Below are 22,200 nucleotides of genomic sequence, written 5' to 3'. Positions count from 1 at the left end.
CAGCGTCGACCGATAAAGGAACGCTTAACTCCGAATGTGAAATTCCCTCCCGGGGTGTCAGGCTTTCTCGTTCAAGTTATTTCGCCATGCGGTTATGGCGACGTTCCGTGATTGGATGCTTTCTCTCGCGCATAAAATGGGAGTACTTTCTTCCGGTTTGGCGACTTTTAGCCATCCTGTGGCTGAAAATGTCAATGCTGTTAATATTTGTTGACCGTGATCGACCGCGCTGACTATGTTCGGGATTTGTGTTGATCAACTCGACCGCGTGAAGCGGCGAGACCTTCCTTCAAGGCAAGGGGATGCTGGATGTCTCTCAAGGGAATCCTTGATTCAGTCGGGGACAAGGTTCTGTCCAAGGTGCTGCCGAATGGCGTCGCGGAGGCAGCTGCGATGGACGACGACTGCACCTATGAGTCGGAGTGCGGTTTCCCGTACTGCACGGGCTACCGCCTGCGGAAGTACACCCGGTACGTCTGTGCCGGTATGAATGGCCCGCACTACGGCCCCTGGAAGTCCGTGGGTTGCTGCTAAGGAATTGAGTCAGGTTGCCGCCGGCGCTGCCGGCGGCAACCTGGTCGACAGGCCTGGGAGAAATCGTTGAGGGATGGGCGCTGGGGAGCGTTTGATGGGTTACGTGGAACTGGCTCTGCGACTCTCCCTGGCAGGGGTGTTTCTGGTGTCGGGGATCAGCAAGGGTCGCGCGATCGACGATTCGGTCGAGATGTGGGCGACCCTCCGGAAGCGATTCCGGCCACAGGGGAGAATCCTGGACCGAGGGCTGGCGTGGGCGCTCGTGTCCATCGAGACGGTTACCGGGGTCGCTCTGCTCGTCCCAGGTCCGGTTGCGATGCTCGGAACGGCAGTCGCCGCACCACTGATGGCCGCTTTCACGGTCGTCGCGATCATCTCCGCGCTTTCCCTGCTGGATGTCAAATGTGCTTGCTTCGGCTCTGCTAAAGCGGAGCTCGGATGGCGCCACGTCTGGCGCAATCTTGTTCTTCTAACCATCGCAGTCGGCGCACTCGTCACAGCGGGTGCGGATGCTGACGGCAGTCTGGCCATGGACGGCATAGTCATTGCAGTCGCTGCCGCGCTGACCGTCACTGCGCTGGCCGCCTTCTTTGATCAGATCGCTCACATCCTGCGCGACAACTGGTAGGCGTGTCACCTTTTATCGATTCGAAACGGACTATCTGACCCATGCCGTACCTTGTTGCTGCCGTCGTGTTGCTAGGCGTGCTTAGTCTCCTGAACCTGCTGCTCACGACTGCGGTGATCCGCAAGCTTCGGAAGCGTCCCTCGGACGCTCTCGGGGACTTCAATGTGGATCTCGAAGAACTCCCGCCGGGCATGCGCGTTCCCGAGTTCCACGCCGAGTCCGTCTCGGGCTCACTCGTGAATCCGGCGGTTCTTGCGGGGTCCGAAGCGATCATCGCCTTCTTTGACACGAACTGCGATGCATGCAAACCGGCCGTCGGTGAGGTGGTCAAGTACGCGCGGGCACACAACATGCGGCCGGAGCAAGTCATCGGCGTGATTGGCGGGAACGCCACCGACGCCCTGTTCTACCTGGAGGGCCTGAACGGAGTGGCCACGGTCATTACGGAGGAGGGCATGGGGCCGGTCACGACTGCCTTCTCTCTCCACGGCGTGCCCGCGTACTGCATCGTGGACGGCGACGGTGTAATCGTGCGTTCCGGGAACACCAAGACCGGTCTCAATCCCAGGACCAGGGTATGACTCCAGAGGTCACTGCCACGACTCTCGGCGGAATGCGGGGGTTCTGGACGCGGACCTCCAGCAGCGCCAAGCTGGCTTGGCATGCCGGGCGGGTCGAAGTGGTGCTGTCGATCTTGGTGACGCTCCTACAGGGCGTCATACCTGCCGGCGTAGCACTGTTGACGAAGTGGCTGATCGACGGTATCCGGCTCGGCGCGTCGTCGGACGATGCGTCCTCACCCATCCGGTCCGGGCCGGATCTCACGCCCGTATCGCTCGTCGTGCTCATCGGGGCAGCCGGCGCGTTGCTCGCGATTCTGCCGTTCGTGCAGGACTACTTGAAGTCGCGGCTTCAGCGAGGTATCGGCCTGCTCGTGCAACGCCGGTTGTACTCGGCGATCAACCGGATAGAGGGCTTGGCGCAGTTCGAGAATCCTGCATTCCTTGACCGTCTGCGGCTCGCACAGCAGGGCGCGACCGGAGCCCCCGAGCAGGTCATCTCCTCCGCCCTGGGACTGGCTCAGGCCGTCCTGACGATTTCCAGCTTCCTCGGTGTTCTGGCCGTCATCAGCCCCCTGGTGCTGTTCATCACGGTCGCAGCGGCTGTGCCAGCACTCATCGTGCAGCTTTCGATCAGTCGACAGCAGTCCGGGATGATGTGGCGGATGAGTTCCCGTGCCCGGCGTCAGATCTTCTATCAGAAGTTGATGCTGGATCTTTCCGCCATCAAGGAGACCCGCCTCTTCGGCTCGGGCGACTTCCTGTTGGGACGGATGCAAGGAGAGCTCAAGCGGATCAACCGTGCTGAGGAAAAGCTGGACGCGAAGGTCCTCATCCTGCAGGGTCCGCTGTCCCTCCTAGGGGCCATGGTCGCAGCCGGCGGGCTGGTGTGGATGATCGGCGCCACTTTGCGTGGTGAGTTCACGATCGGTGATGTCTCGGCCTTCATAGCCGCCGTCGCCGGAATTCAGTCGGCCATGACCATGGCTGTCGCCAGCACCATCGGGGGCTACCACGCACTGCTCATGTTCGGGCACTACGTGGACGCGACGAATGGCCAGCCGGACCTGCCGTCGGCGGCCGAAGTGGTGGAACTGCCCGAACTGCGGCAGCGCATTCGCCTTGAGGACGTGTGGTTCCGCTACACGGATGACGGCCCATGGGTGCTCCGGGGCGTCTCGCTGGACATTCCGCTCGGTGCGTCCCTCGCTCTCGTCGGCTTGAACGGAGCGGGCAAGAGCACCATCGTTAAACTCCTGTGCCGGTTCTACGACCCCACCCGTGGACGCATCACCTGGGACGGCGTCGACATACGGAACGCGACACCAGCCGATCTGCGGAATCACATCAGCGCGGTGTTCCAGGACTACATGGATTACGACTTGACTGCGGCCGAGAACATTGCGATCGGTGACGTCGACCACATCGGCGACATCCCCGAGATTCGCCGCGCCGCCGAACTGGCGGCGGTGAGCGAGGTCGTGGAAGAGCTCCCCAGGGGCTACGACACGATGTTGTCCCGGATGTTCTTCCAAAACGACGACGAGGCCGACGAAGAGCAGGGGGTCACCCTGTCCGGCGGCCAGTGGCAGCGCATTGCGCTGGCTCGCGCTCTGATCCGGGGGGATCGGGATCTGCTCATCCTCGACGAGCCCAGTGCCGGTCTCGACGCCGACGCGGAGCAGGCGGTCCATGACAAACTGCGGGAGTACCGGGCGGGCGCGACCAGTGTGCTGATCTCGCACCGGATGGGAACCGTCCGGCATGCTGATCACATCGCGGTCCTCAAGGACGGTGGTATCTCCGAAGAGGGCACGCATGAAGAACTGCTTGCACTGGACGGGGAATACGCGCGGCTGTTCAGCATGCAGGCCTCGGATTACGTCCAAACCAGCGGGACGGGAGCGGCACCGTGGGCGTGATCTGGACGGTGACCGCAGGTGTCCTGGTGTCGGCGCTGACAGTTGCCTCCGCCCGGTGGGCGCGCCAGAGCCTTGCGGCCATCACGGTCAGTGGACACAGCATGAGTCCGACGCTCACCACTGGTGACCGGGTGCTGGTACGGCTTGGTACCCGGGGGTTGCATCGGGGGCGGATCGTAGTCGTCGCCCGGCCGGATTCCGATGCGGGATGGGCTGAGGCCGAGCCCATCGGGAAGCGCGACCTTGCCGCCGGCCGTTGGTACATCAAACGGGCTACCGCCGTGGCGGGTGACGCGTACCCGTTCGGCGTCGGGCGCACCGACCTGGTTCCTCCCGGCCATATCGCGCTCATCGGCGACAATCCGGTCAGCGTGGATTCAAAACAATACGGTCCCTGTCCTGAGCATCAGGTGCTCGGCGTCATGCTGTTGCGGTTGCGTCGCGCCAGCTGACGGGGAGATAGGCCGCCGAGATGTCGAAGAGGGCCGTCGGTCGTAGACCGCCGGCCCTCGCTCGTCTGCCCTTATGTGAAACTCTGAATGAAGCATTCCGTGAATTGACATCCGAATTCATGCGGCCGTTTTTCGGTCAACTGATGGCTCCAAATATCCGGTTGGTCGATATTCGATGGCCATACTTGATGGGTCTTGTTAAGTTCGTGATGCTTGTTATGAACTCGATCGCATTCGGGTGGTCGAGTCGTCAGATATAAACCAGGAGTTCTTGATGTTTTTCAACGGAGTCGTGAGTCGGCTTGGTGACAAGGTGCTGGCGAGCGTGCTGCGGAATGGAATCGCGGACGCGGACCAGGATGACTGCACCTACCAGTACGCGTGTGCCTCCGACTCCCCCCTCTGTGGCGGGCGCCGACTGCGCCTCCGCCGATACGTTTGCGCTGGTTTCAACGGGCCGACTTACGGCTCGTGGACGAGGAACGGCTGCTGCTGAGTCCGTGTGGCTCCGGTTGTCGCTGGTAATCCAGTGGCAACCGGAGCCCTCTCTGTTTGTGCAGCCATAGTCCGGTGGTCTGCTGCACCGATGCCGGCTTTGGATGTCGCGAGGCGTCCCGCTGGGGATTGCGGGTCGCCTCGGCCGCGCGCCGGCCTTCATGCAGGCGCGGAGCCCGAGGCGGGCTGGCCCCGCTCCGTACCCGGCGCCACGTGGTCCGCGTCATGCTGTGGCGTTTGAACGTGTGTGACGGGCGCCGAGTGCATGACAGAAGGGCCGCCGGATCGTACCGACGGCCCTTCTGTTTATCGCTCAGGATCACGCTGCGGTGAGTGCCGTTGCCTCCGGCTCGACGCTCTTCGTCACTCGGCGGCCGCGCTTCTCGATCCAGGTCGCCAGACTCGACAGCGCGAGGCAGAGCAAGATGTAGATGGTGCCGATCACTACGATGGTCGAGACATACGGGTACTGCCCGTTGACCTGGGTGTTGCCGGCGATAAGCCTTGCCGTCTGGAGGAGCTCTGGATAGAGGATGATGAATCCGAGAGAAGTGTCCTTGAGGGTGACGACCAGCTGGCTGATGATGGTCGGAAGCATCGCACGCACTGCCTGAGGCAGCAGTACGTTCGCCATGACCTGGCTCTTCGTCATGCCGAGCGAATAGGCCGCTTCGCGTTGCCCGCGAGGCACGGAGTTGACGCCGGCGCGCAGAATCTCAGCTTGGACGCAGCCGTTGTATATCGACAGTCCGATGGCCAGCGCCCACATGGAGTAGTCGGTGAGGAAACCGACCCATACCGCGTAGATCGTGATCAGCAGCGGGACCGATCGGAAGATCTCGACGAACGCCGTCGCGACCCACCTCACAGGGCGGATGTCGGAGAGCTTTCCCAGAGCCAGGAGCACACCGAGGACAAGCGAGCCCACCGCGGCGATGCCGAAAGCCTTCAGAGTGGCGATCAGGCCGTCGAGGATGTTCTGGCGGATCCCCGCGTAGTTGAAGATGTCCCACATCTCGGGGGCGAGGTGCCCCTTCTCGGCGAGTCGCATGACACTGACACCGATCAGGCCGACCAGCATCAGGGTGCCTATGACGGCGTAGATGCGGTTGCGAAGGATCGCCTTCGGTCCCGGTGCGTCGAAAAGTACGTTCGCGCTCATCGGGCCACCTCCATGCGACGCTCCAGCACCTTGAAGATGCCGCTGATGGTAAACGTGATCAACAGGTAGCCGAGAGCGACCCAGATGAAGACGGGCACGATGTCGTAGCCTTGATCGCTCATCAATTTCTGCCATCCGAACAGTTCGGAAACGCTGAAGGCGCCAGCGATCGCAGAGTTCTTGGTCAGCGCGATGAAGATGGAACTCAGGGGCGGCAGCACGGTCCGAGTGGCCTGCGGCAGGACGACGAGCCGCAAAGTCTGAATGAACGTGAGACCGATGGACCGGGCAGCCTCGGCCTGCCCGAGCGGGACCGTGTTGATTCCCGACCGTACGGCCTCGCAGACGAAGCTGGACGTGTAGAAGCCCAGGGCGAGGGATCCGAGGACGAAGGGGCTCATACCCGGGACAAGGATTTCCGGGATGACGAAGAACGAGACAAGGAACAGCAGTGTCAGCGGGGTGTTGCGGAGCAGCGTGACCCAGGCTGTCCCGATGAACCTCAAGGGAGGCACAGGTGACACTCGGAAGCTGGCGATCAACAATCCGAGCAGCAGGGCGATGACGCTGCTGACTGCGGTGATCGACAACGTCCCGAGAAAGCCGTCGCGAAAGGCTGGGAAGTTATCGAGCAGTACGTTCATGAAGTCTCCGCGGCGGCAGGGTCTTTGATCATCGGAAGGGGCGCGGCCGGTGGGCGTCCCGCGCGCGTATCACGGGACGCCCTTGGTGTGCCGGGTCAGTAGCGGACGACGGCCGGCGGTTCGACGTACGCGGAGCCGGACAGGCCGAGCGTGCCCTCATAGATCTTCTTGTACGTGCCGTCCCCGACGTGCTTCTCGAGGGAGGTGTTCACGAAGTCACGGAGGGCCTTGTCGTCCTTGTTCATGCCGACGCCGTAGGGCTCCTGGGTGAAGGGCTTGCCGATGACCTTCAGCTTGCCGGGGTTCGCCGCAGCGTAGCCCTTGAGGATCGAGTCGTCCGTCGTCACTGCGTCGACCTGGTTCGTCAGCAGCTGCTGCACACAGTCCGAGTACTTGGCGAGCTCAGTGGTCTTGGCGCCGTACTGCGGCTTCTTGATCTCCTGGAGCGGGGTGGAACCGACGATCGAGCAGACGTTCTTGCCCTGGAGTGTGTCGGGGCCGGTGATCGTGGTCTCGTCCTTGCGGACGAGCAGGTCGGCGCCGGCCTTGTAGTACGGGCCGGCGAAGCCCACGAGCTGCTTGCGCTTGTCGTTGATCGTGTAGGTGCCGACGTACAGGTCGACCTGCCCGGTCGAGATGGCCGTCTCGCGGACGCCCGAGTCAACGGTCTTCCACTCGATCTTGTCTTCGCCGAAACCGAGGTCGGCCGCGATCATCTTCGCGATCTCGATGTCGAAACCGGAGCGCTTCTTCGTGGCCTGGTCCTCGAAGCCGAGGTACGGCTGGTCGGCCTTGGAGCCGATGACGATCTTGCCGCGCTTCTTGGCCTCCGCGAAGACCGGCGAGTCCAGCGTGACGTCGCTCGCGACCGTGTAGGTGGGGAGGGCGGGGGCGTCGGACTGGCCGGGCTTGACGGACTGAGGGTCCCCTGCGGAGCCCTCCTTGCCACCACAGGCGGTCGCGGTCAGGGCAAGGGCGACGGCGACGGCCGCGGCCGAGGCGGCCTTGGAGATCTTCATGGTGAACTTCCCTCGGATGAGACGTTGTTGATCGACGAGCGACGCCTACGGCGCACGCACGGCCGACAGGAACCGTTCCGGCGGTGATCCGCATACGGATGACTACCAGACGAGACCCTCAGTGGTGCAGGATCTTCGACAGGAAGTCCTTGGCGCGATCACTGCGCGGGTTGCTGAAGAACTGCTCGGGGGTGGCTTCTTCGACGATCTTTCCGTCGGCCATGAAGACGACCCGGTTCGCCGCGGAGCGGGCGAAGCCCATCTCGTGCGTGACGACCACCATGGTCATCCCCTCACTGGCGAGCTGCTGCATGACCTCCAGCACCTCGTTGATCATCTCCGGGTCGAGCGCCGAGGTGGGCTCGTCGAAGAGCATCACCTTGGGCTCCATCGCCAGCGCCCGGGCGATCGCCACGCGCTGCTGCTGGCCGCCCGAGAGCTGGGCCGGGTACTTGTCGGCCTGCGACCCGACACCGACCCGCTCCAGCAGGGACAGCGCCTTCGCGTGGGCCGCGGCCTGGTCGGTCTTGCGGACCTTGAGCTGGCCCAGCATGACGTTCTGCAGCACCGTCTTGTGCGCGAAGAGGTTGAACGACTGGAACACCATGCCGACGTCGGCCCGCAGACGGGCGAGCTCCTTGCCCTCCGAGGGCAGCTCCTTGCCGTCGAGCGTGATGGTGCCCGAGTCGATGGTCTCCAGGCGGTTGATGGTCCGGCACAGCGTGGACTTGCCCGATCCCGAAGGACCGATCACCACGACTACCTCACCGCGGGCAATGCTCAGATCGATGTCCTGAAGCACGTGCAGCGCGCCGAAGTGCTTGTTGACGTTGCTCAGCACGACCAGGTCGTCCGCGGCACCGGCCGCGTCCTGAACGTCCTTGGTCACTGATACTCCGCTCATCGGCTTCTAGCTCCGTCCTCCTCGGTTGGGAGGACAGTAGTGACGACTCGCGCACAACGTCATCACATCTGAGGGAGAATTGAGCATAACGATCCGGCCTCTTCCGGATACGCTCCGTGCGCGGCACCGGCGTGGTCGATCATGTACTCGTACCGGGTGCATAACGGTAGGCGCGCCGCGGCGGAACGCTCTTGACGTGGGACTCCGCATGGGCGTGGATGCAGGGTGGCCATTCCTGCGGCCGTACGCGCGGCACCGACCGGCCGCGCGGGAGGGTGCGGGCCGTACGAGGCGGACCGCGGCCCGGGCGCGGGGCCGCCCGGGAGACCGAGAGAGAAGAAGGAGAGGGGGACGACATGAGACTGCTGCTCGTCGAGGACGACGATCACGTCGCCGCCGCCCTGTCCGCGATCCTCGCCCGGCACGGCTTCCAGGTCACCCACGCCCGCAGCGGCGAAGAAGCCCTCCAGGCACTGCTGCCCGCCGGCGCCCCGCCCTACGGCGTGGTCCTGCTCGACCTCGGCCTGCCCGACCAGGACGGCTACGAGGTCTGCGGCCGGATCCGCAAGCGCACCGCCACGCCCGTCATCATGGTCACCGCGCGGGCCGACGTGCGCTCCCGCATCCACGGCCTGAACATGGGCGCCGACGACTACGTCGTCAAGCCCTACGACACCGGCGAGCTCCTCGCCCGCATCCACGCCGTCGCCCGGCGCACCGGGACCTCCGAGGAGGCCGCCGCCACCGGCACCGGGGCGCCCACCACCGTCCGCCTCGGCCCCGTCAGCATCGAGCTGCCCACCCGCCGGGTCAGCGTCGACGGCACCGACGTACCCCTCACCCGCAAGGAGTTCGACCTGCTGGCCCTGCTCGCGCAGCGGCCCGGCGTCGTCTTCCGCCGCGAGCAGATCATCAGCGAGGTCTGGCGCACCAGCTGGGAGGGGACCGGGCGCACCCTGGAGGTCCACGTCGCCTCGCTGCGCTCCAAGCTGCGCATGCCCGCCCTCATCGAGACCGTCCGCGGGGTGGGCTACCGGCTCGTCGCCCCGGCCGCCCCCTAGGGGCCTCCTGCCGTGCGCGCCCGCCTGCTCCCCCTGCTCGTCATCCTGATGGCGGGCACGCTGCTCGCCCTCGGCTTTCCGCTCGCCGTGAGCCTGGCCGCCGGACAGCAGCAGCGGGTGGTCGTCGACCGCATCGACGACAGCGCCCGCTTCGCCGCCCTGGCCCAGTTCGTCATCGACGCCCGGGGCTCCGGCTCCACCGGAGCCGACGAGCGCGAGCAGACCCTCCAGCACGAACTCGGCCGCTACCACGAGCTGTACGGCATCCGTGTCGGGATCTTCAACCGCGACGACGCCGCCATGGTCCGCTCCCCGGGCTGGTGGCAGCTCCCCGAGGCCGGCGAGGGCCGCCGGGCCTTCGAGGAGGCGCTCGCAGGGCGCCGCAGCCACGATCCGCCCCAGGTGTGGCCCTGGCAGACACACGGCAAGCTGCTCGTCGCCTCCCCGGTCGTCCTCGACGGCGACGTGGTCGCGGTCGTCGCCACCGAATCGCCGACGGACCTCATGCGGGGCCGGATCCTGAGGGGCTGGCTGCTCATCGCGGGCGGCCTCACCGCCGCCATGTTGGTCGCCTTCGGCGCCGCCCTGCGGCTCACCAGCTGGGTGCTCAAGCCCGTACGGACACTTGACACCGCCGCCCACGGCATCGCCACCGGCCGGATGAACTCCCGCGTCGCGGCCGCCAGCGGTCCGCCGGAACTCCAGCGTCTGGCGCACTCGTTCAACGAGATGGCCGACAACGTCGAAGAGGCACTGGAGCAGCAGCGGGCGTTCGTCGCCGACGCCTCGCACCAGCTGCGCAACCCGCTCGCGGCACTGCTCCTGCGCATCGAGCTGCTCGCCCTCGAACTGCCCGAGGGCAACGAGGAGATCGCGTCCGTGCGCACCGAGGGCAAGCGCCTGACGCAGGTCCTCGACGACCTCCTGGACCTGGCGCTGGCCGAGCACGCCTCCGCCGAGATCAGCCTCACCGACATCGGCGCGCTGGCCGCGGAACGGGTCGCCGCGTGGCGGCCGTACGCCGAGGAGAAGGGCGTACGGCTCACCGAGACGGGCCGGACCGCCGTCACCGGCTGGGCCGACCCCATCGCCCTGTCCAGCGCGCTCGACGCAGTCATAGACAATGCCCTCAAGTTCACCCCCGCGGGTGAGGAGGTCGAGGTGTCGGTCTCGGCCGAGGGCCGCTCGGTCCGCGTGGTCGTCGCCGACCGCGGCCCCGGCCTCACCGAGGAGGAGCTGCTGCGCGTGGGCGACCGCTTCTGGCGCAGCGGCCGCCACCAGAACGTCAAGGGCTCCGGACTCGGCCTGTCGATCTCCCGGACCCTGCTCGCCGGGGGCGGCGGGACCCTCTCCTACGCGACGAACACGCCGCACGGCCTCCGGGTGACCGTGACCGTCCCGCGCACGAGCCCCGAGGCCCCCTGACCCTGACCGGCACAACGCCTCTGACAGCCCCTACGGCTCCCAGGGCAGGGTCGTGCTGGCGGGCGCGGACACCGCATACAGCTCGTCGACGGCCCGCACCTCGAAGACGGCCGCCCGCTCCCGGCCGGCGCGCGGGACCCCCGGGAGGTAGAGGGCGGTGCCGCAGGTGCCGCCGAGGAAGCGGCGCCCGCCGCCGGGCAGCCACCGGTGCACCTCGTAGTGGCGCGGCCGCCCACCCGGACCGGACACCGCCGCCCGCCACGACAGGCGCAGCCAGGCCCTGCCGTCCTGGCGGGCCGCAGCGTCCACGGCCGGCGCGGTGGGCGGGGCCGGGCACCGGGTGCGGGCGCCGTCGTGCACCGACAGGGCGCCGAGCCGCCACACCACCGCAGTGCGGCCGGGCGCGGTGATCCGCACGGCGAGGGCGTACGCGGTCCTGCCCGCCAGCGGCGCGAGCGCGGCCCGCGCCGTGCACCAGCCGGCGGCGCCGGCCGCCCCGGCGCCCGTGCTCCCGGTCCGCAGCCAGGTGTACGGGACCGGCTCCCCCGGGGCGGAGGGCTCCCGGGTGGCCACGCCCACCTCGACGGTCACCGGACCCGAACAGGTGGCGTGCACCAGCTCCACGACGCTCCCGCGGGTCAGCGGCAGCCGCGTGGAGTGCAGACCGACGGCCACCGGCGCCGTCAGGGTGCCCGAGACCAGCAGGCTGGAGCCGCCGCGCCAGGCGTCCGCGAAGTCCAGGGTGACGGACGGGCGCATTCCGGCGGTGTACACCACCCAGCGGCGGCCCGGCAGCCGGTCCTGGAGCCCGAGGTGGTTCCAGGGAGCGTCCGAGGTGACCTCGCCGTTCTCGTGCCACCGCAGCCCGTGTCCGGTGTTGAAAGTGCAGGCGAAGGGCAGTCCGGCGACGGTGGACCGGTCGGCGACGACCGTCGCGGGGGCCCGCCAGGAAGCTGCGGGCGCGGGCCGGGACGGGTCCAGGGACCCGCCCGTCCAGAACCGGTCGTCCGCGTGGTGGAAGGCTCCCGGGGAGCGGTCGGCCAGGTGGTTGCGGGTCCATTCGGGCCGGTAGAAGCCGTAACTGACGACGTGGTCGCCGGTCCGCGGGACGATCGCGTCCCAGCGGACGTCGGCGTCCCAGCCCCGGGACTCCGTGTCCACGGCCGCCCACAGCTCGTGGCGGGAACGGCCCAGCCGGTCGGCGAGCGCACCCGAGGCGGCCAGCGTGTCCGGGGTCCAGCGGAAGTCCACGAACATCGTGTCCGCGACCTTGCCGGCCCGGTCCTCGTAGAACTCCTGGTTCAGGGCGTTGAGCGCGCCCTGCCAGCCGACCCGGCCGGTGCTGTTCATGGCGTCGTACCAGGTGATCCGCAGCCCGTGCGGCTCGCCCGCCGCCCGCAGGGCGCGCAGGAACTCCCGCATCCGGGTGGCGAGGGCGCTGTCGCCGCCGTCGGTCTCCGCGTTGACGAACCAGCCGTCGAAGCCGTACGTCCGCGCAACGCGGACGAGCTGCTCCGCGATCGGGAAGCGGCCGAGGGAGTCGCGCCGCACCAGGTCGCGGGTCCACCGCAGGTCGCCGCCGTACGCCACCGGCGGCAGGAACACGTTGCCCAGCACCCGCACCCCGTTGCGGTGGGCGGCGTCGACCACGGGGGCGTTCGGGGCCAGGACGATCCCCTCGCCCGCGGAGCCGCCCCAGAAGACCAGCTCGTCGATGTACGCCCAGTGCGTGAGCGCGTAGTAGTCGGCGGTGGGGGAGCCCTGCGAAGGGTTGCCCGCGGTCGGCGCGAAGGAGACGAGGGAGGCGATACGGGCCTGGCCGGCGCGGGCCGTCCCGTTGGCCGGGACGGGGGTGAACCGCTCCGCGAGCGGCACGGTCGCGGTGTTGTGGGCCAGATCCGGGTCGTCCTCGGGGCGCCACCGGCTGAGCGAGCGCCACACGATCCCCGGGCCGGGGGTGCCCTCCGGGAGGGAGTCCGGGAACCAGTAGGAGGCGTACGGGGCCAGGCCGCCCGGCTCCGGCGCGACCGACGCGGGCACGGCCGGCTCCCCGGCCGTGGCGGCCCGCGCGCGCCCGGCCACGCCCAGCAGCGCGGCGGCGCCGACCCCGGCGGCCAGGACTCTGCGCCGGGCGGGCCATAAGGGGTGCGGCCGCAGCGGGTGCGGCTTTGACGGGAGCGGCCGTAACGGTACCGGCGGCGTACGGCGGTCGACGCCGTGGTCGGTCTCGGACATGAGGGGCTCCTCACGAGCGGTCGGACCGGATCGGGATCCGGTCGGGTCGGGATCCGGGTCGGGTCGGATCCGGTCGGGGCGGATCGGGGCGATCCGGTTCACCAGACGTCGCGAACGTGCAGCACCTCGGTGATGCCGCGCGCCGCCAGATGGACCGGGTCCTCGGCGCGCTCCGCCAGCACCACCGCGGGCCGCGCCCCCTGGGCCGTCAGCACGGTCCAGGCGTCGAAGAACGTGCCGCCCGGGGCGCACACGGAACGGACCGGGGCCCGCTCCGCCCCGCCCACGTCCACGACGAGCGCAGTGGAGCGCGGAGCGGGACGGTGCGCGCGGCCGCGCCACTGCGCGGCGATCCGGGCGATGGCGGCGCCGGCGGGCTTGGTCCTGCGGTCGTTGGTGAGCAGGCCGAGGCCGTACTCCAGCTCCGGGAAGTCGGCGAGGTCCCGGGACACGTCGTGCGAGCACCACCAGGTCACCCCCCACAGGTCCGGGCAGTCCAGCGCGTTCACGACGGTGGCCTCGGTGAACCGCGCCGCCTGCTCCGGCCCGATCAGCGGCGCCGGGGCGCCGGCCTCCTGGAGCCACACCGGCCGGTGCGGGTCCAGGGCCCAGGCCTTGGAGAGCTCGATGAGGTACGCGGCGTGGTGCTCGGTCGCCGTACCGCCCGCCCCGTGGCGCTGCGCGGTGCCGTCGAACACCCAGGAGTGGACGGCGGTGGCCGCCCCCAGCCCGGCGGCCTGGGCGGGCGTGAAGGGGTGGTCGTCCCGGTACCAGACGGCGTCGTACTCGGCATGCAGGTGGAGGCGGCCGGGCGCCCCCCGCTCGCAGGCGGCGAGCATCCGCTCCAGCCAGCGGGCGGCCTGTGCCGGGGTGATGCGGTCGGGGTCGGGGTGCGGGGCGCCGGAGAACTGGTTGATCTCGTTGCCGACGGTCATGCCGAGGAAGTTCGGGCGGTCGGCGAGGGCCGCGGCGAGCGTGCGCAGGTACTCCTCCTGCCCGGCGACCACGTCGGGGTCGGTGAAGATGTTGCGCCGGTGCCAGGTCCGGGTCCACGCGGGCAGGAAGTCGAAGCTCGACAAGTGCCCCTGCAGGCCGTCCACATTGACGTCGAGCCCGCGCTCGGCGGCCGCGTCCGCGAGCGCGACGAGCTGCTCGACGGCGCGCGGCCGGATCAGCGTGCGGTTCGGCTGGAAGACCGGCCACAACGGGAAGACGCGCACGTGGTCCAACCCGAGCGCGGCGATCGCGTCGAGATCGGCCCTGACCTCGTCGAGGTCGAAGTCCAGCCAGTGGTGGAACCAGCCCTGGGCCGGCGTGTAGTTGGCACCAAAGCGGAGCGGGTCGTCCTGCACGAGGCGTCCTGGGTTCTGGAGTCTGCACGAATTCACCGGGCGGGCCACAAAATGCCGGTGCCGATGCGGAAAGTCAACAGCGCCTCCGGCGGGGCTACTTAAGCGCTTCAGTCCAGTCACCCCAAGGGCTCCGCTGCCAAGTCCTTCAGTAGCTAATGCGGTTCAGTGGTGGCGTCGTCCTGGGAAGTGTGCGCAAATGGACAGCGGTTTTCCGGCCAGGCCTCTGCGGGGAGCGGTGGTTGACGGGTCGTCCGCCGAGGCCGGGTCGCGTACGGTCCGGCACGTGCCGTCCGTCATCCGTACCCCGTCGTCCGATGCCCGTCGTCCGTACCCCGTCGTCCGCACCCCGTAGTGAATGAGGCAGGCCATGGCCCGCAGACCCACGATCAAGGACATCGCCCGACGGGCCGGAGTGTCGGAGAGCGCCGTCTCCTTCGCGCTGAACGACCGCCCCGGAGTCTCGCGGGACACCCGGGCCCGGATCCGCCGCGTCGCGGAGGAACTCGGCTGGCAGGCCAACAGTGCGGCCCGCGCCCTGTCCGGTGAACGCTCCGGCGCCGTCGGGCTCGTCCTGGCCCGGCCCGCGCAGACCCTCGGCGTCGAGTCCTTCTTCCTGCAGCTCGTCTCCGGAGTCCAGGAGGTCCTCTCCGCCGCCCGGACCGCGCTGCTGTTCCAGGTCGTCGAGGACGTGGACGCCGAATGCGCGGTCTACCGCCGCTGGTGGGCCGAGCGGCGAGTCGACGGCGTGCTCGTCGTCGACCCGCGTACGGGCGACCCGCGCCCGGCGCTCCTGGCGGAGCTGGGCCTGCCCGCGGTCACCATCGGCGAGCCCGGCCCGCCGGACGGCCCCCCGGTGGCCTCCGGGCCCCAGGCCGGCACCGGAGCCCCGCCGGTCTCCTCGGTCCGGGCCGACGACGCCGGTGCGATGGCGCAAGTCGTGGAACACCTCCACGGGCTGGGCCACCGCCGGATCGTCCACATAGCGGGGCTGCCGGGTCTCGCCCACACCGTCCGCCGGATGGAGTCCCTGCGGGCCGAGGCCGAGCGCCGCGGCCTCGGCCCGGACCACGTCCGCTCGGTGGTCACCGACTACTCCGACGCGGAGGGCGCCGCCGCCACCCGCCGGGTCCTCGCCGAGCCGGAGCCCCCGACCGCGCTCGTCTACGACAACGACGTGATGGCCGTCGCCGGCAGCGCGGTCGCCGCCGAGCTGGGCATCCCCGTGCCGCACCGGCTGTCGATCGTCGCCTGGGACGACTCCGCGCTGTGCCGGGTCACCCACCCCCGGCTCACCGCCCTCGTCCGCGACACGGCCGGCTTCGGGCGGCTGGCCGCCGAGGAACTCCTGTCCGTACTCGCCGGCGCTCCGACCGGAGTACGAGAGAGCGAGCGGCCGCGGCTGGAGCCTCGCGAGAGCACGGCGCCGGCCCCCGCGCATACTGATTCCTGAACCCTTCCTGGAGCCGCCACCGTGATCACCCCCACCGCCCCGTCGCCCACACCGCGTGCCGCCGCAGCGGCCACCGGACCGACGGTGGCGATCGACATCGGCGGCACGAAGATCGCCGGGGCGCTGGTGCACCCCGACGGCACGATGTCGGCAACCACCCGCCGGGCCACCCCGCGCGGAGTGGACGCCGAAGGCGTCATGGCGGCGGTGGCCGAGGTCGTCGCCGACCTGTCCGAGTCACCGCTGTGGCCTTCCGCGGTCCGCTGCGGGATCGGCAGCGCCGGCCCCGTGGACACCTCCCGGGGCACGGTCAGCCCGGTCAACATCGGGGCGTGGCGGGACTTTCCCGTCCAGGAGCGGGTCGCGGCGGAGCTCGCGGCGCGCGGAGCCGAACTGCCGGCCGTACTGGCCGGCGACGGTGTGGCGATGACCGCGGCCGAGCACTGGCTGGGTGCGGCCCGCGGATACGCGAACGCCCTGTGCATGGTGGTCTCCACGGGCGTCGGCGGCGGGCTGATCCTGAACAACCAGCTCCACCCCGGCCCCACCGGCAACGCGGGCCACATCGGCCACATCAGCGTGGCCTTCGACGGTGAGCCGTGTGCCTGCGGCGGCCGCGGCTGCGTCGAGTCGATCGCCTCCGGCACGGCGATCGCCCGCTGGGCCCTCGACCAGGGTTGGAAGCCGTCGGCGGGTTCCGGCCGGGGCGCCGCGCACGACGCCACGGCGGCGGGCGTGGCCGCAGCCGCCGCGCAGGGCGATCCGATCGCCCTGGCCGCCTTCGACCGCGCCGGCCGCGCCCTGGCCGCCGCCATCGCGGCCAGCGCCACCCTCGTGGAGACGGACATCGCGGTCATCGGGGGCGGAGTGGCCGCCGCGGGGGACACCCTCTTCGGCCCGATCCGCTCCCACCTCGCCCAGTACGCCACGCTCTCCTTCGTCCAGGAGCTCCAGGTGGTGCCGGCGACGCTGGGCACCCATGCGGGGCTGATCGGCGCGGCCGCTGCGGCGACGATGCTGCTGTCCCCGGCCGCCCCCGCGCCCACGGCGTGAGCGTCAGGGCTTGACGGACCGGTAGTACCGGCCGGCTCCCTCGTGGAGCTCCAGGGGATCGGTGTAGATCGCCGTGCGCAGGTCCACCAGCTGCGCCGCGTGCACCGCGCGCCCGACCTTGTCGCGGCTGGCGATCACCGTCCGGGTCAGCTGCTCGGTCAGCCCGGGGTCGGCCCTGGCCGTGGTCACCAGCAGGTTCGGCACGGCCAGGGTGGTCACCGCGCTGGTGTTGCGCGCCCGGCTGTACGCGTCCTGCGGCATGACGGCCGTCCGGTAGTAGCGCGCCGGGCTCCCGCTCCCCTGGAGCTGCTCCACGAGGTCGCCGAGCTGCACGAGCCGGACGTCGAAGCGCTCGGACAGCTCGCGCACCGCGTTCGTCGGCAGGCCGCCCGACCAGAAGAAGGCGTCGATCCGGCCCGCCTCCAGCTCGGTCGGCATGGTGTCGATGCCGATGGACACCGGCGTGAGGTCCAGGACGGGGTCGATGCCGGCCGCGGTGAGCAGCCGCTCCGTGACGAGCCGCACGCCGGAACCGGGCTGGCCGATCGCCACCCGCTTGCCCCGCAGGTCCCGCGCCGACTGCACCGGGGATCCGGCCGGCACCACCAGCTGCACGTAGTCGTCGTAGAGCCGCGCGCATCCGCGCAGCAGGTCCGCGCCCGGCTTCCCGTCGAGCCGGTACTGGGCGACCGCGTCCGCCGTGGCCACGGTGAAGTCCGCCTCCCCGGTGGCCAGCCGCTTCAGGTTCTCCTGCGATCCCTCGCTGGTCACCAGCTCGACGTCCACCCCGGGCATGTCCTGTCCGAGTGCCTGCTGCAGGAGCTGCCCGTACCGGTGGTAGACCCCGGTCCGCGCGCCCGTGCTGACGGTCAGCTCGCCCTGCAGCTCCGGCTTCCCGAAGGGCTTCAGCCACCACGTGAGGACGCCGAGCACGGCGAGTACGGCCACCAGGACCCGCAGGGCGTGGCGCCTGCTGATCCGGGGCGGTACGAGAGGCATGCGCGCGATCCTGCCACCCGGCCGCCGTCCTGTCACGGCGCGGGCCGTCCGCGGCCCCCGCCCGCGACCGCCGCCGAGCCCTTGACCTGCGGCTCGGCCGGTTCGGCCGGGTCCCGCCGGGTGACCGGGCGCACGGCGGCCTGAGGGCTCCCGTCCACCACCTACCCTTGTTGCATGACCAGCAGCGACCGGAGCCAGGCAGTGGACGAGAAGCGAAGCTACGAGGTGCGCACCTACGGGTGCCAGATGAACGTGCACGACTCGGAGCGGCTCTCCGGTCTGCTGGAGGACGCCGGCTACGTCCGCGCGCCCGAGGGCTCCGACGGCGACGCCGACGTCGTGGTCTTCAACACCTGCGCGGTCCGCGAGAACGCCGACAACAAGCTGTACGGCAACCTCGGCCGACTCGCCCCGATGAAGACGAAGCGGCCCGGCATGCAGATCGCCGTCGGCGGCTGCCTCGCCCAGAAGGACCGCGACACGATCGTCAAGAAGGCCCCCTGGGTCGACGTCGTCTTCGGTACGCACAACATCGGCAAGCTCCCCGTGCTGCTGGAGCGCGCCCGCATCCAGGAGGAGGCGCAGGTCGAGATCGCCGAGTCGCTGGAGGCCTTCCCCTCCACCCTCCCGACCCGCCGCGAGTCCGCGTACGCCGCCTGGGTCTCGATCTCCGTCGGCTGCAACAACACCTGCACCTTCTGCATCGTCCCGGCGCTGCGCGGCAAGGAGGAGGACCGCCGGCCCGGCGACATCCTCGCCGAGGTGGAGGCGCTGGTCGCCGAGGGCGTCTCGGAGATCACCCTGCTCGGCCAGAACGTGAACGCCTACGGCTCCGACCTGGGCGACCGCGAGGCCTTCAGCAAGCTCCTGCGCGCCTGCGGCCAGATCGAGGGCCTGGAGCGGGTCCGCTTCACCTCGCCGCACCCGCGCGACTTCACGGACGACGTGATCGCGGCGATGGCCGAGACCCCGAACGTGATGCCGCAGCTGCACATGCCGATGCAGTCCGGCTCGGACCCGATCCTGAAGGCGATGCGCCGCTCGTACCGCCAGGAGCGCTTCCTCGGCATCATCGAGAAGGTCCGCGCCGCGATCCCGCACGCCGCGATCTCCACGGACATCATCGTGGGCTTCCCCGGCGAGACGGAGGAGGACTTCCAGCAGACGATGCACGCGGTGCGCGAGGCCCGCTTCGCGAACGCCTTCACCTTCCAGTACTCCAAGCGGCCCGGCACCCCCGCCGCCGACATGGACGGGCAGATCCCCAAGGAGGTCGTGCAGGACCGCTACATGCGCCTGGTCGCCCTCCAGGAGGAGATCTCCTGGGAGGAGAACAAGAAGCAGGTCGGCCGCACGCTGGAGGTGATGGTCGCCGAGGGCGAGGGGCGCAAGGACGGCGCCACGCACCGCCTGTCCGGCCGCGCCCCCGACAACCGCCTGGTGCACTTCACCAAGCCGGAGCAGGAGGTCCGCCCCGGTGACGTGGTCACCGTGGACATCACCTACGCGGCCCCGCACCACCTGCTGGCCGAGGGCCCGACGCTGACGGTGCGGCGCACCCGCGCCGGCGACGCCTGGGAGAAGCGCAACGCCGCCCCGGCCCAGCCGGCGGGCGTCATGCTCGGCATCCCGACGCTGGGCGTCCCGACGCCCCTGCCGGCCGTCGCTTCGGGCTGCTCGGTGCCCGCCTCCTCCTGAGGCTCCGGTGCTCCTGAGGGCCCGGTCCTCCCGAGGCTCCGGTGCCGCGGTCCGGCTAGGCTGCGGATCATGCTCGTAGCCGCCGCCGTCTGTCCCGCCCCGCCGCTGCTCGTGCCGGAGGTCGCCGCGGGCGCCGCCGCCGAACTCGCCGACGCCCGCACCGCCTGCTCCGACGCGCTCGCGGTGCTCGCCGCCTCCCGGCCCGACCTGCTGGTCGTGGTCGGGGCCGCGGAGGAGGGCGGCGGGTACGACCAGGGCACGCCCGGCAGCTTCGCCGGCTTCGGCGTGGACCTGACCGTCACCCTCGGCCCCGAGTTGGGCGAACCGCCGAGCGGCCACGCCACCGGGGCCGCCCTCCCGGCTTCCCTCGCGGTCGCGGGCTGGCTGCTCGGTCGGGCCGGCTGGGCGGCCGCCCCGGTCGCCGGAGTGGCCGTCGCCGAGGACCTCCCGCCCAGCGGCTGCGGCCTGCTCGGAGCGGACCTGGGCCGTTCCGCCGAACGCGTGGCCATGCTGGTCGTCGGGGACGGCAGTGCCTGCCGCACCCTCAAGGCCCCCGGCTACCTGGACGAGCGCGCCGCGGGCTTCGACGCGGCCGCCGCCCGCGCCCTGGGCACCGCGGACGTGGCCGCGCTCGCCGCGATCGACGCCGGGCTCGCCGCCGAACTCCAGGCCGCCGGGCGCGCCCCCTGGCAGGTGCTGGCCGGCGCCGCCGAGGGCGCGGACCTCGCCGGACGGCTGCTGTACGAGGACGCCCCGTACGGCGTGGGGTACTTCGTCGCCGCCTGGTCGTAGCGTCCGGTCAGGCCCGGGGCAGGCCGCACGGGCGGCCCACGGGCCCGGGAACGCCGAAGGGGCGCGGAACCAGGATCAGCTGGTTCCGCGCCCCTTCGGCGTTCCCGTAGCGCGTCAGGAGGCGGCCGGCGGCGTCTGGCCGCCGGGGGCGTCCTTGTGCGCGATCTTTCCCAGGGCGTCCTTCGCCTTGCCCGTCCCGCTCGTGATCTGGCCGCTGTACTTGCCCTTGGTCTTGGAGTCCACGGCCTTGGCGACCTTGTCCAGACCCTCGCTGATCCTGCCCTCGTGCTGGTGCGCGAGGTCGCCGACCTTGTCCTTCGCCGGAGCGAGCTTGGCCTTCAGATTGTCCAGCAGGCCCATGGGTCACCTTCCGTTGGCGTTCGCTACGTACGGGCGCCCTCGCCGGCCTCGCTGTCCGCGGCCACCTCGGCCGACTGCTGCTTCGGGATCTCCGCGGCTTCCGCCGGCTCGCCCTCCGCGACAGCAGGCTCGGCCTCGTCCGCCGCACCGGACTCTGCCGCCGGAGCCGCGGCCGCGACCTCCTCGGTCACGGCCTCGCCCTTACGACGAAAAAACCGATCAAAAACGCCCATGTCTACTCCCGTAACGTTACGCGTGTGAATGAAGTTCCGCGTTCACCGAACCGGCCTGCGCCGGGCGTACGCACGGCGTACGCCCGGCCGGAACCTCGCCAGGGCAACGACCTCGCCCCCACCCCGTCACGTAGCTCGATCGGGTACATGAGCGTGTCTTGACCGGGGGCTGCGAGACTGGGGCCGTGAGGAATGCAGCCCCCGCCCCGCGGGTCATCGCCGTCGTCGGTCCCACCGCGGCAGGAAAGTCCGACCTGGGCGTAGCCCTGGCCCGCCGGTTCGACGGCGAAGTCGTCAACGCCGACTCCATGCAGCTCTACCGGGGGATGGACATCGGCACCGCCAAGCTGACGACCGAGGAGCGCGGCGGTGTCCCGCACCACCTCCTCGACATCTGGGACGTCACCGACACCGCCAACGTCGCCGAGTACCAGCGGCTGGCCCGGCTGGAGATCGACAGACTGCTCGCCGAGGGCCGCACCCCCGTCCTCGTCGGCGGATCCGGCCTGTACGTCCGCGGTGCTCTGGACGTCATGGAGTTCCCCGGCACCGACCCCGAGGTCCGCGCCCGGCTGGAGGAAGAGGTCACGCTGCGCGGCCCCGGCGCCCTGCACGCCCGGCTCGCCGCCGCCGACCCCGAGGCAGCCCGGGCGATCCTGCCCAGCAACGGCCGCCGCATCGTCCGCGCGCTGGAGGTCATCGAGATCACCGGCAAGCCGTTCACCGCGAACCTGCCCGGCCACGAGTCCGTCTACGACACCGTCCAGATCGGCGTCGACGTCGCCCGGCCCGAGCTCGACGAGCGGATCGCCCTGCGCGTCGACCGGATGTGGGAGGACGGCCTCGTGGACGAGGTCCGCGAGCTGGAGGCCCGCGGGCTGCGCGACGGGATCACCGCCTCCAGGGCACTGGGCTACCAGCAGGTGCTCGCCGCGCTCGCCGGCGAGTGCACCGAGGACGAGGCCCGGGCGGAGACCGTGCGGGCGACCAAGCGGTTCGCCCGCCGGCAGGACTCCTGGTTCCGCCGCGATCCGCGGGTCCACTGGCTCAGCGGGGCCGCCGCCGACCGGGCGGAACTCCCCGGACTCGCGCAGTCGTTGGTCGAACGAGCGGTTACAGCCTGATCACGTGATGGCATCGGGACGCTCCGGGCGCCCGTAGCGGGGCTGAGGGCGTGCCATCATCAAACTCCAGCGGGTGCGATCACCTGCGAAGCATGGCG

General features: G+C 70.0%; 21 protein-coding genes. 11 read left to right on the top strand and 10 right to left on the bottom strand.

Annotation, left to right across the window (positions count from 1 at the left end; translation table 11 throughout):
- The first annotated feature begins 637 nt into the window (after positions 1–637).
- The 4 genes from AB0F82_RS23770 to AB0F82_RS23755 are packed head-to-tail and all read left to right on the top strand — an operon-like array spanning position 638 to position 4,096.
- A complete protein-coding gene (locus AB0F82_RS23770) occupies positions 638–1,162 on the top strand; it encodes a MauE/DoxX family redox-associated membrane protein (protein WP_362631086.1) in 525 nt (174 codons plus the stop codon).
- A 41-nt stretch (positions 1,163–1,203) separates the two neighbouring features.
- A complete protein-coding gene (locus tag AB0F82_RS23765) occupies positions 1,204–1,743 on the top strand; it encodes a TlpA family protein disulfide reductase (RefSeq protein ID WP_362631084.1) in 540 nt (179 codons plus the stop codon).
- Entirely contained in the window at positions 1,740–3,644 is a 1,905-nt protein-coding gene (locus AB0F82_RS23760; protein ID WP_362631082.1) for an ABC transporter ATP-binding protein, read from the top strand. Before AB0F82_RS23765 ends, AB0F82_RS23760 begins: the two co-directional genes overlap by 4 nt.
- Positions 3,635–4,096, top strand: coding sequence for a S26 family signal peptidase (locus AB0F82_RS23755; protein ID WP_362631080.1), 462 nt, complete (start codon positions 3,635–3,637; stop codon positions 4,094–4,096). Before AB0F82_RS23760 ends, AB0F82_RS23755 begins: the two co-directional genes overlap by 10 nt.
- An 814-nt stretch (positions 4,097–4,910) precedes the next feature.
- On the opposite strand, the gene AB0F82_RS23750 is transcribed toward AB0F82_RS23755, so the two are convergent.
- The 4 genes from AB0F82_RS23750 to AB0F82_RS23735 form a co-directional block, all read right to left on the bottom strand.
- Positions 4,911–5,753: an amino acid ABC transporter permease gene (locus AB0F82_RS23750; RefSeq protein ID WP_362631078.1), complete on the bottom strand. Its 843-nt coding sequence runs from the start codon at positions 5,751–5,753 to the stop codon at positions 4,911–4,913.
- A complete protein-coding gene (locus AB0F82_RS23745; protein WP_362631076.1) occupies positions 5,750–6,397 on the bottom strand; it encodes an amino acid ABC transporter permease in 648 nt (215 codons plus the stop codon). Before AB0F82_RS23745 ends, AB0F82_RS23750 begins: the two co-directional genes overlap by 4 nt.
- 95 nt (positions 6,398–6,492) lie before the next feature.
- Positions 6,493–7,416 (bottom strand): glutamate ABC transporter substrate-binding protein, encoded by a 924-nt coding sequence (locus AB0F82_RS23740; protein ID WP_362631074.1) that lies wholly within the window; start codon positions 7,414–7,416, stop codon positions 6,493–6,495.
- 118 nt (positions 7,417–7,534) lie between these two features.
- Entirely contained in the window at positions 7,535–8,320 is a 786-nt protein-coding gene (locus AB0F82_RS23735; protein ID WP_356810482.1) for an amino acid ABC transporter ATP-binding protein, read from the bottom strand.
- Between the two features lie 356 nt (positions 8,321–8,676).
- On the opposite strand from AB0F82_RS23735, the gene AB0F82_RS23730 reads away from it, so the two are divergent.
- Positions 8,677–9,381, top strand: a complete 705-nt coding sequence (locus tag AB0F82_RS23730) for a response regulator transcription factor (protein WP_362631072.1) — start codon at positions 8,677–8,679, stop codon at positions 9,379–9,381.
- 12 nt (positions 9,382–9,393) lie between these two features.
- Positions 9,394–10,806: a sensor histidine kinase gene (locus tag AB0F82_RS23725; RefSeq protein ID WP_356810480.1), complete on the top strand. Its 1,413-nt coding sequence runs from the start codon at positions 9,394–9,396 to the stop codon at positions 10,804–10,806.
- Positions 10,807–10,836: 30 nt separating this feature from the next.
- On the opposite strand, the gene AB0F82_RS23720 is transcribed toward AB0F82_RS23725, so the two are convergent.
- Both AB0F82_RS23720 and AB0F82_RS23715 read right to left on the bottom strand, forming a co-directional pair.
- Entirely contained in the window at positions 10,837–13,041 is a 2,205-nt protein-coding gene (locus AB0F82_RS23720) for an endo-beta-N-acetylglucosaminidase (protein WP_362631070.1), read from the bottom strand.
- 98 nt (positions 13,042–13,139) lie between these two features.
- Positions 13,140–14,393, bottom strand: a complete 1,254-nt coding sequence (locus AB0F82_RS23715; RefSeq protein WP_362631068.1) for a glycoside hydrolase 5 family protein — start codon at positions 14,391–14,393, stop codon at positions 13,140–13,142.
- 367 nt (positions 14,394–14,760) lie between these two features.
- On the opposite strand from AB0F82_RS23715, the gene AB0F82_RS23710 reads away from it, so the two are divergent.
- Both AB0F82_RS23710 and AB0F82_RS23705 read left to right on the top strand, forming a co-directional pair.
- Positions 14,761–15,843, top strand: coding sequence for a LacI family DNA-binding transcriptional regulator (locus tag AB0F82_RS23710; protein ID WP_362631066.1), 1,083 nt, complete (start codon positions 14,761–14,763; stop codon positions 15,841–15,843).
- A gap of 21 nt (positions 15,844–15,864) precedes the next feature.
- The gene (locus tag AB0F82_RS23705; RefSeq protein ID WP_436842138.1) at positions 15,865–16,896 is read left to right on the top strand and encodes an ROK family protein; all 1,032 of its coding nucleotides are present in this window, start codon (positions 15,865–15,867) and stop codon (positions 16,894–16,896) included.
- 3 nt (positions 16,897–16,899) lie between these two features.
- Here AB0F82_RS23705 and AB0F82_RS23700 read toward each other — a convergent pair whose 3' ends face one another.
- Both AB0F82_RS23700 and AB0F82_RS23695 read right to left on the bottom strand, forming a co-directional pair.
- Positions 16,900–17,895 (bottom strand): TAXI family TRAP transporter solute-binding subunit, encoded by a 996-nt coding sequence (locus AB0F82_RS23700; RefSeq protein WP_362631064.1) that lies wholly within the window; start codon positions 17,893–17,895, stop codon positions 16,900–16,902.
- Between the two features lie 32 nt (positions 17,896–17,927).
- Complete coding sequence (locus tag AB0F82_RS23695) at positions 17,928–18,053, bottom strand: hypothetical protein (protein WP_362631062.1); 126 nt, start codon at positions 18,051–18,053, stop codon at positions 17,928–17,930.
- Between the two features lie 16 nt (positions 18,054–18,069).
- On the opposite strand from AB0F82_RS23695, the gene miaB reads away from it, so the two are divergent.
- Together miaB and AB0F82_RS23685 are read left to right on the top strand one after the other, a co-directional pair.
- On the top strand, positions 18,070–19,593 hold the full coding sequence (gene miaB / locus AB0F82_RS23690) for a tRNA (N6-isopentenyl adenosine(37)-C2)-methylthiotransferase MiaB (RefSeq protein ID WP_362631060.1): 1,524 nt from the start codon (positions 18,070–18,072) through the stop codon (positions 19,591–19,593).
- A 69-nt stretch (positions 19,594–19,662) separates the two neighbouring features.
- On the top strand, positions 19,663–20,385 hold the full coding sequence (locus AB0F82_RS23685) for a class III extradiol dioxygenase subunit B-like domain-containing protein (protein ID WP_356810473.1): 723 nt from the start codon (positions 19,663–19,665) through the stop codon (positions 20,383–20,385).
- 114 nt (positions 20,386–20,499) lie between these two features.
- Here the strand turns inward: AB0F82_RS23685 and AB0F82_RS23680 are convergent, their stop codons facing one another.
- Together AB0F82_RS23680 and AB0F82_RS23675 are read right to left on the bottom strand one after the other, a co-directional pair.
- On the bottom strand, positions 20,500–20,745 hold the full coding sequence (locus AB0F82_RS23680; protein WP_030027316.1) for an antitoxin: 246 nt from the start codon (positions 20,743–20,745) through the stop codon (positions 20,500–20,502).
- A gap of 23 nt (positions 20,746–20,768) precedes the next feature.
- Positions 20,769–20,936, bottom strand: coding sequence for a gliding motility protein (locus tag AB0F82_RS23675; RefSeq protein WP_362631057.1), 168 nt, complete (start codon positions 20,934–20,936; stop codon positions 20,769–20,771).
- Between the two features lie 227 nt (positions 20,937–21,163).
- On the opposite strand from AB0F82_RS23675, the gene miaA reads away from it, so the two are divergent.
- Positions 21,164–22,102, top strand: coding sequence for a tRNA (adenosine(37)-N6)-dimethylallyltransferase MiaA (miaA, locus tag AB0F82_RS23670; RefSeq protein ID WP_356810471.1), 939 nt, complete (start codon positions 21,164–21,166; stop codon positions 22,100–22,102).
- The last annotated feature ends 98 nt before the right edge of the window (positions 22,103–22,200 follow it).

Source organism: Streptomyces virginiae, assembly GCF_040638905.1.
In the GTDB taxonomy this organism is placed as follows: domain Bacteria; phylum Actinomycetota; class Actinomycetes; order Streptomycetales; family Streptomycetaceae; genus Streptomyces; species Streptomyces virginiae_B.
This window is presented reverse-complemented; position numbering and strand designations above follow the sequence as displayed.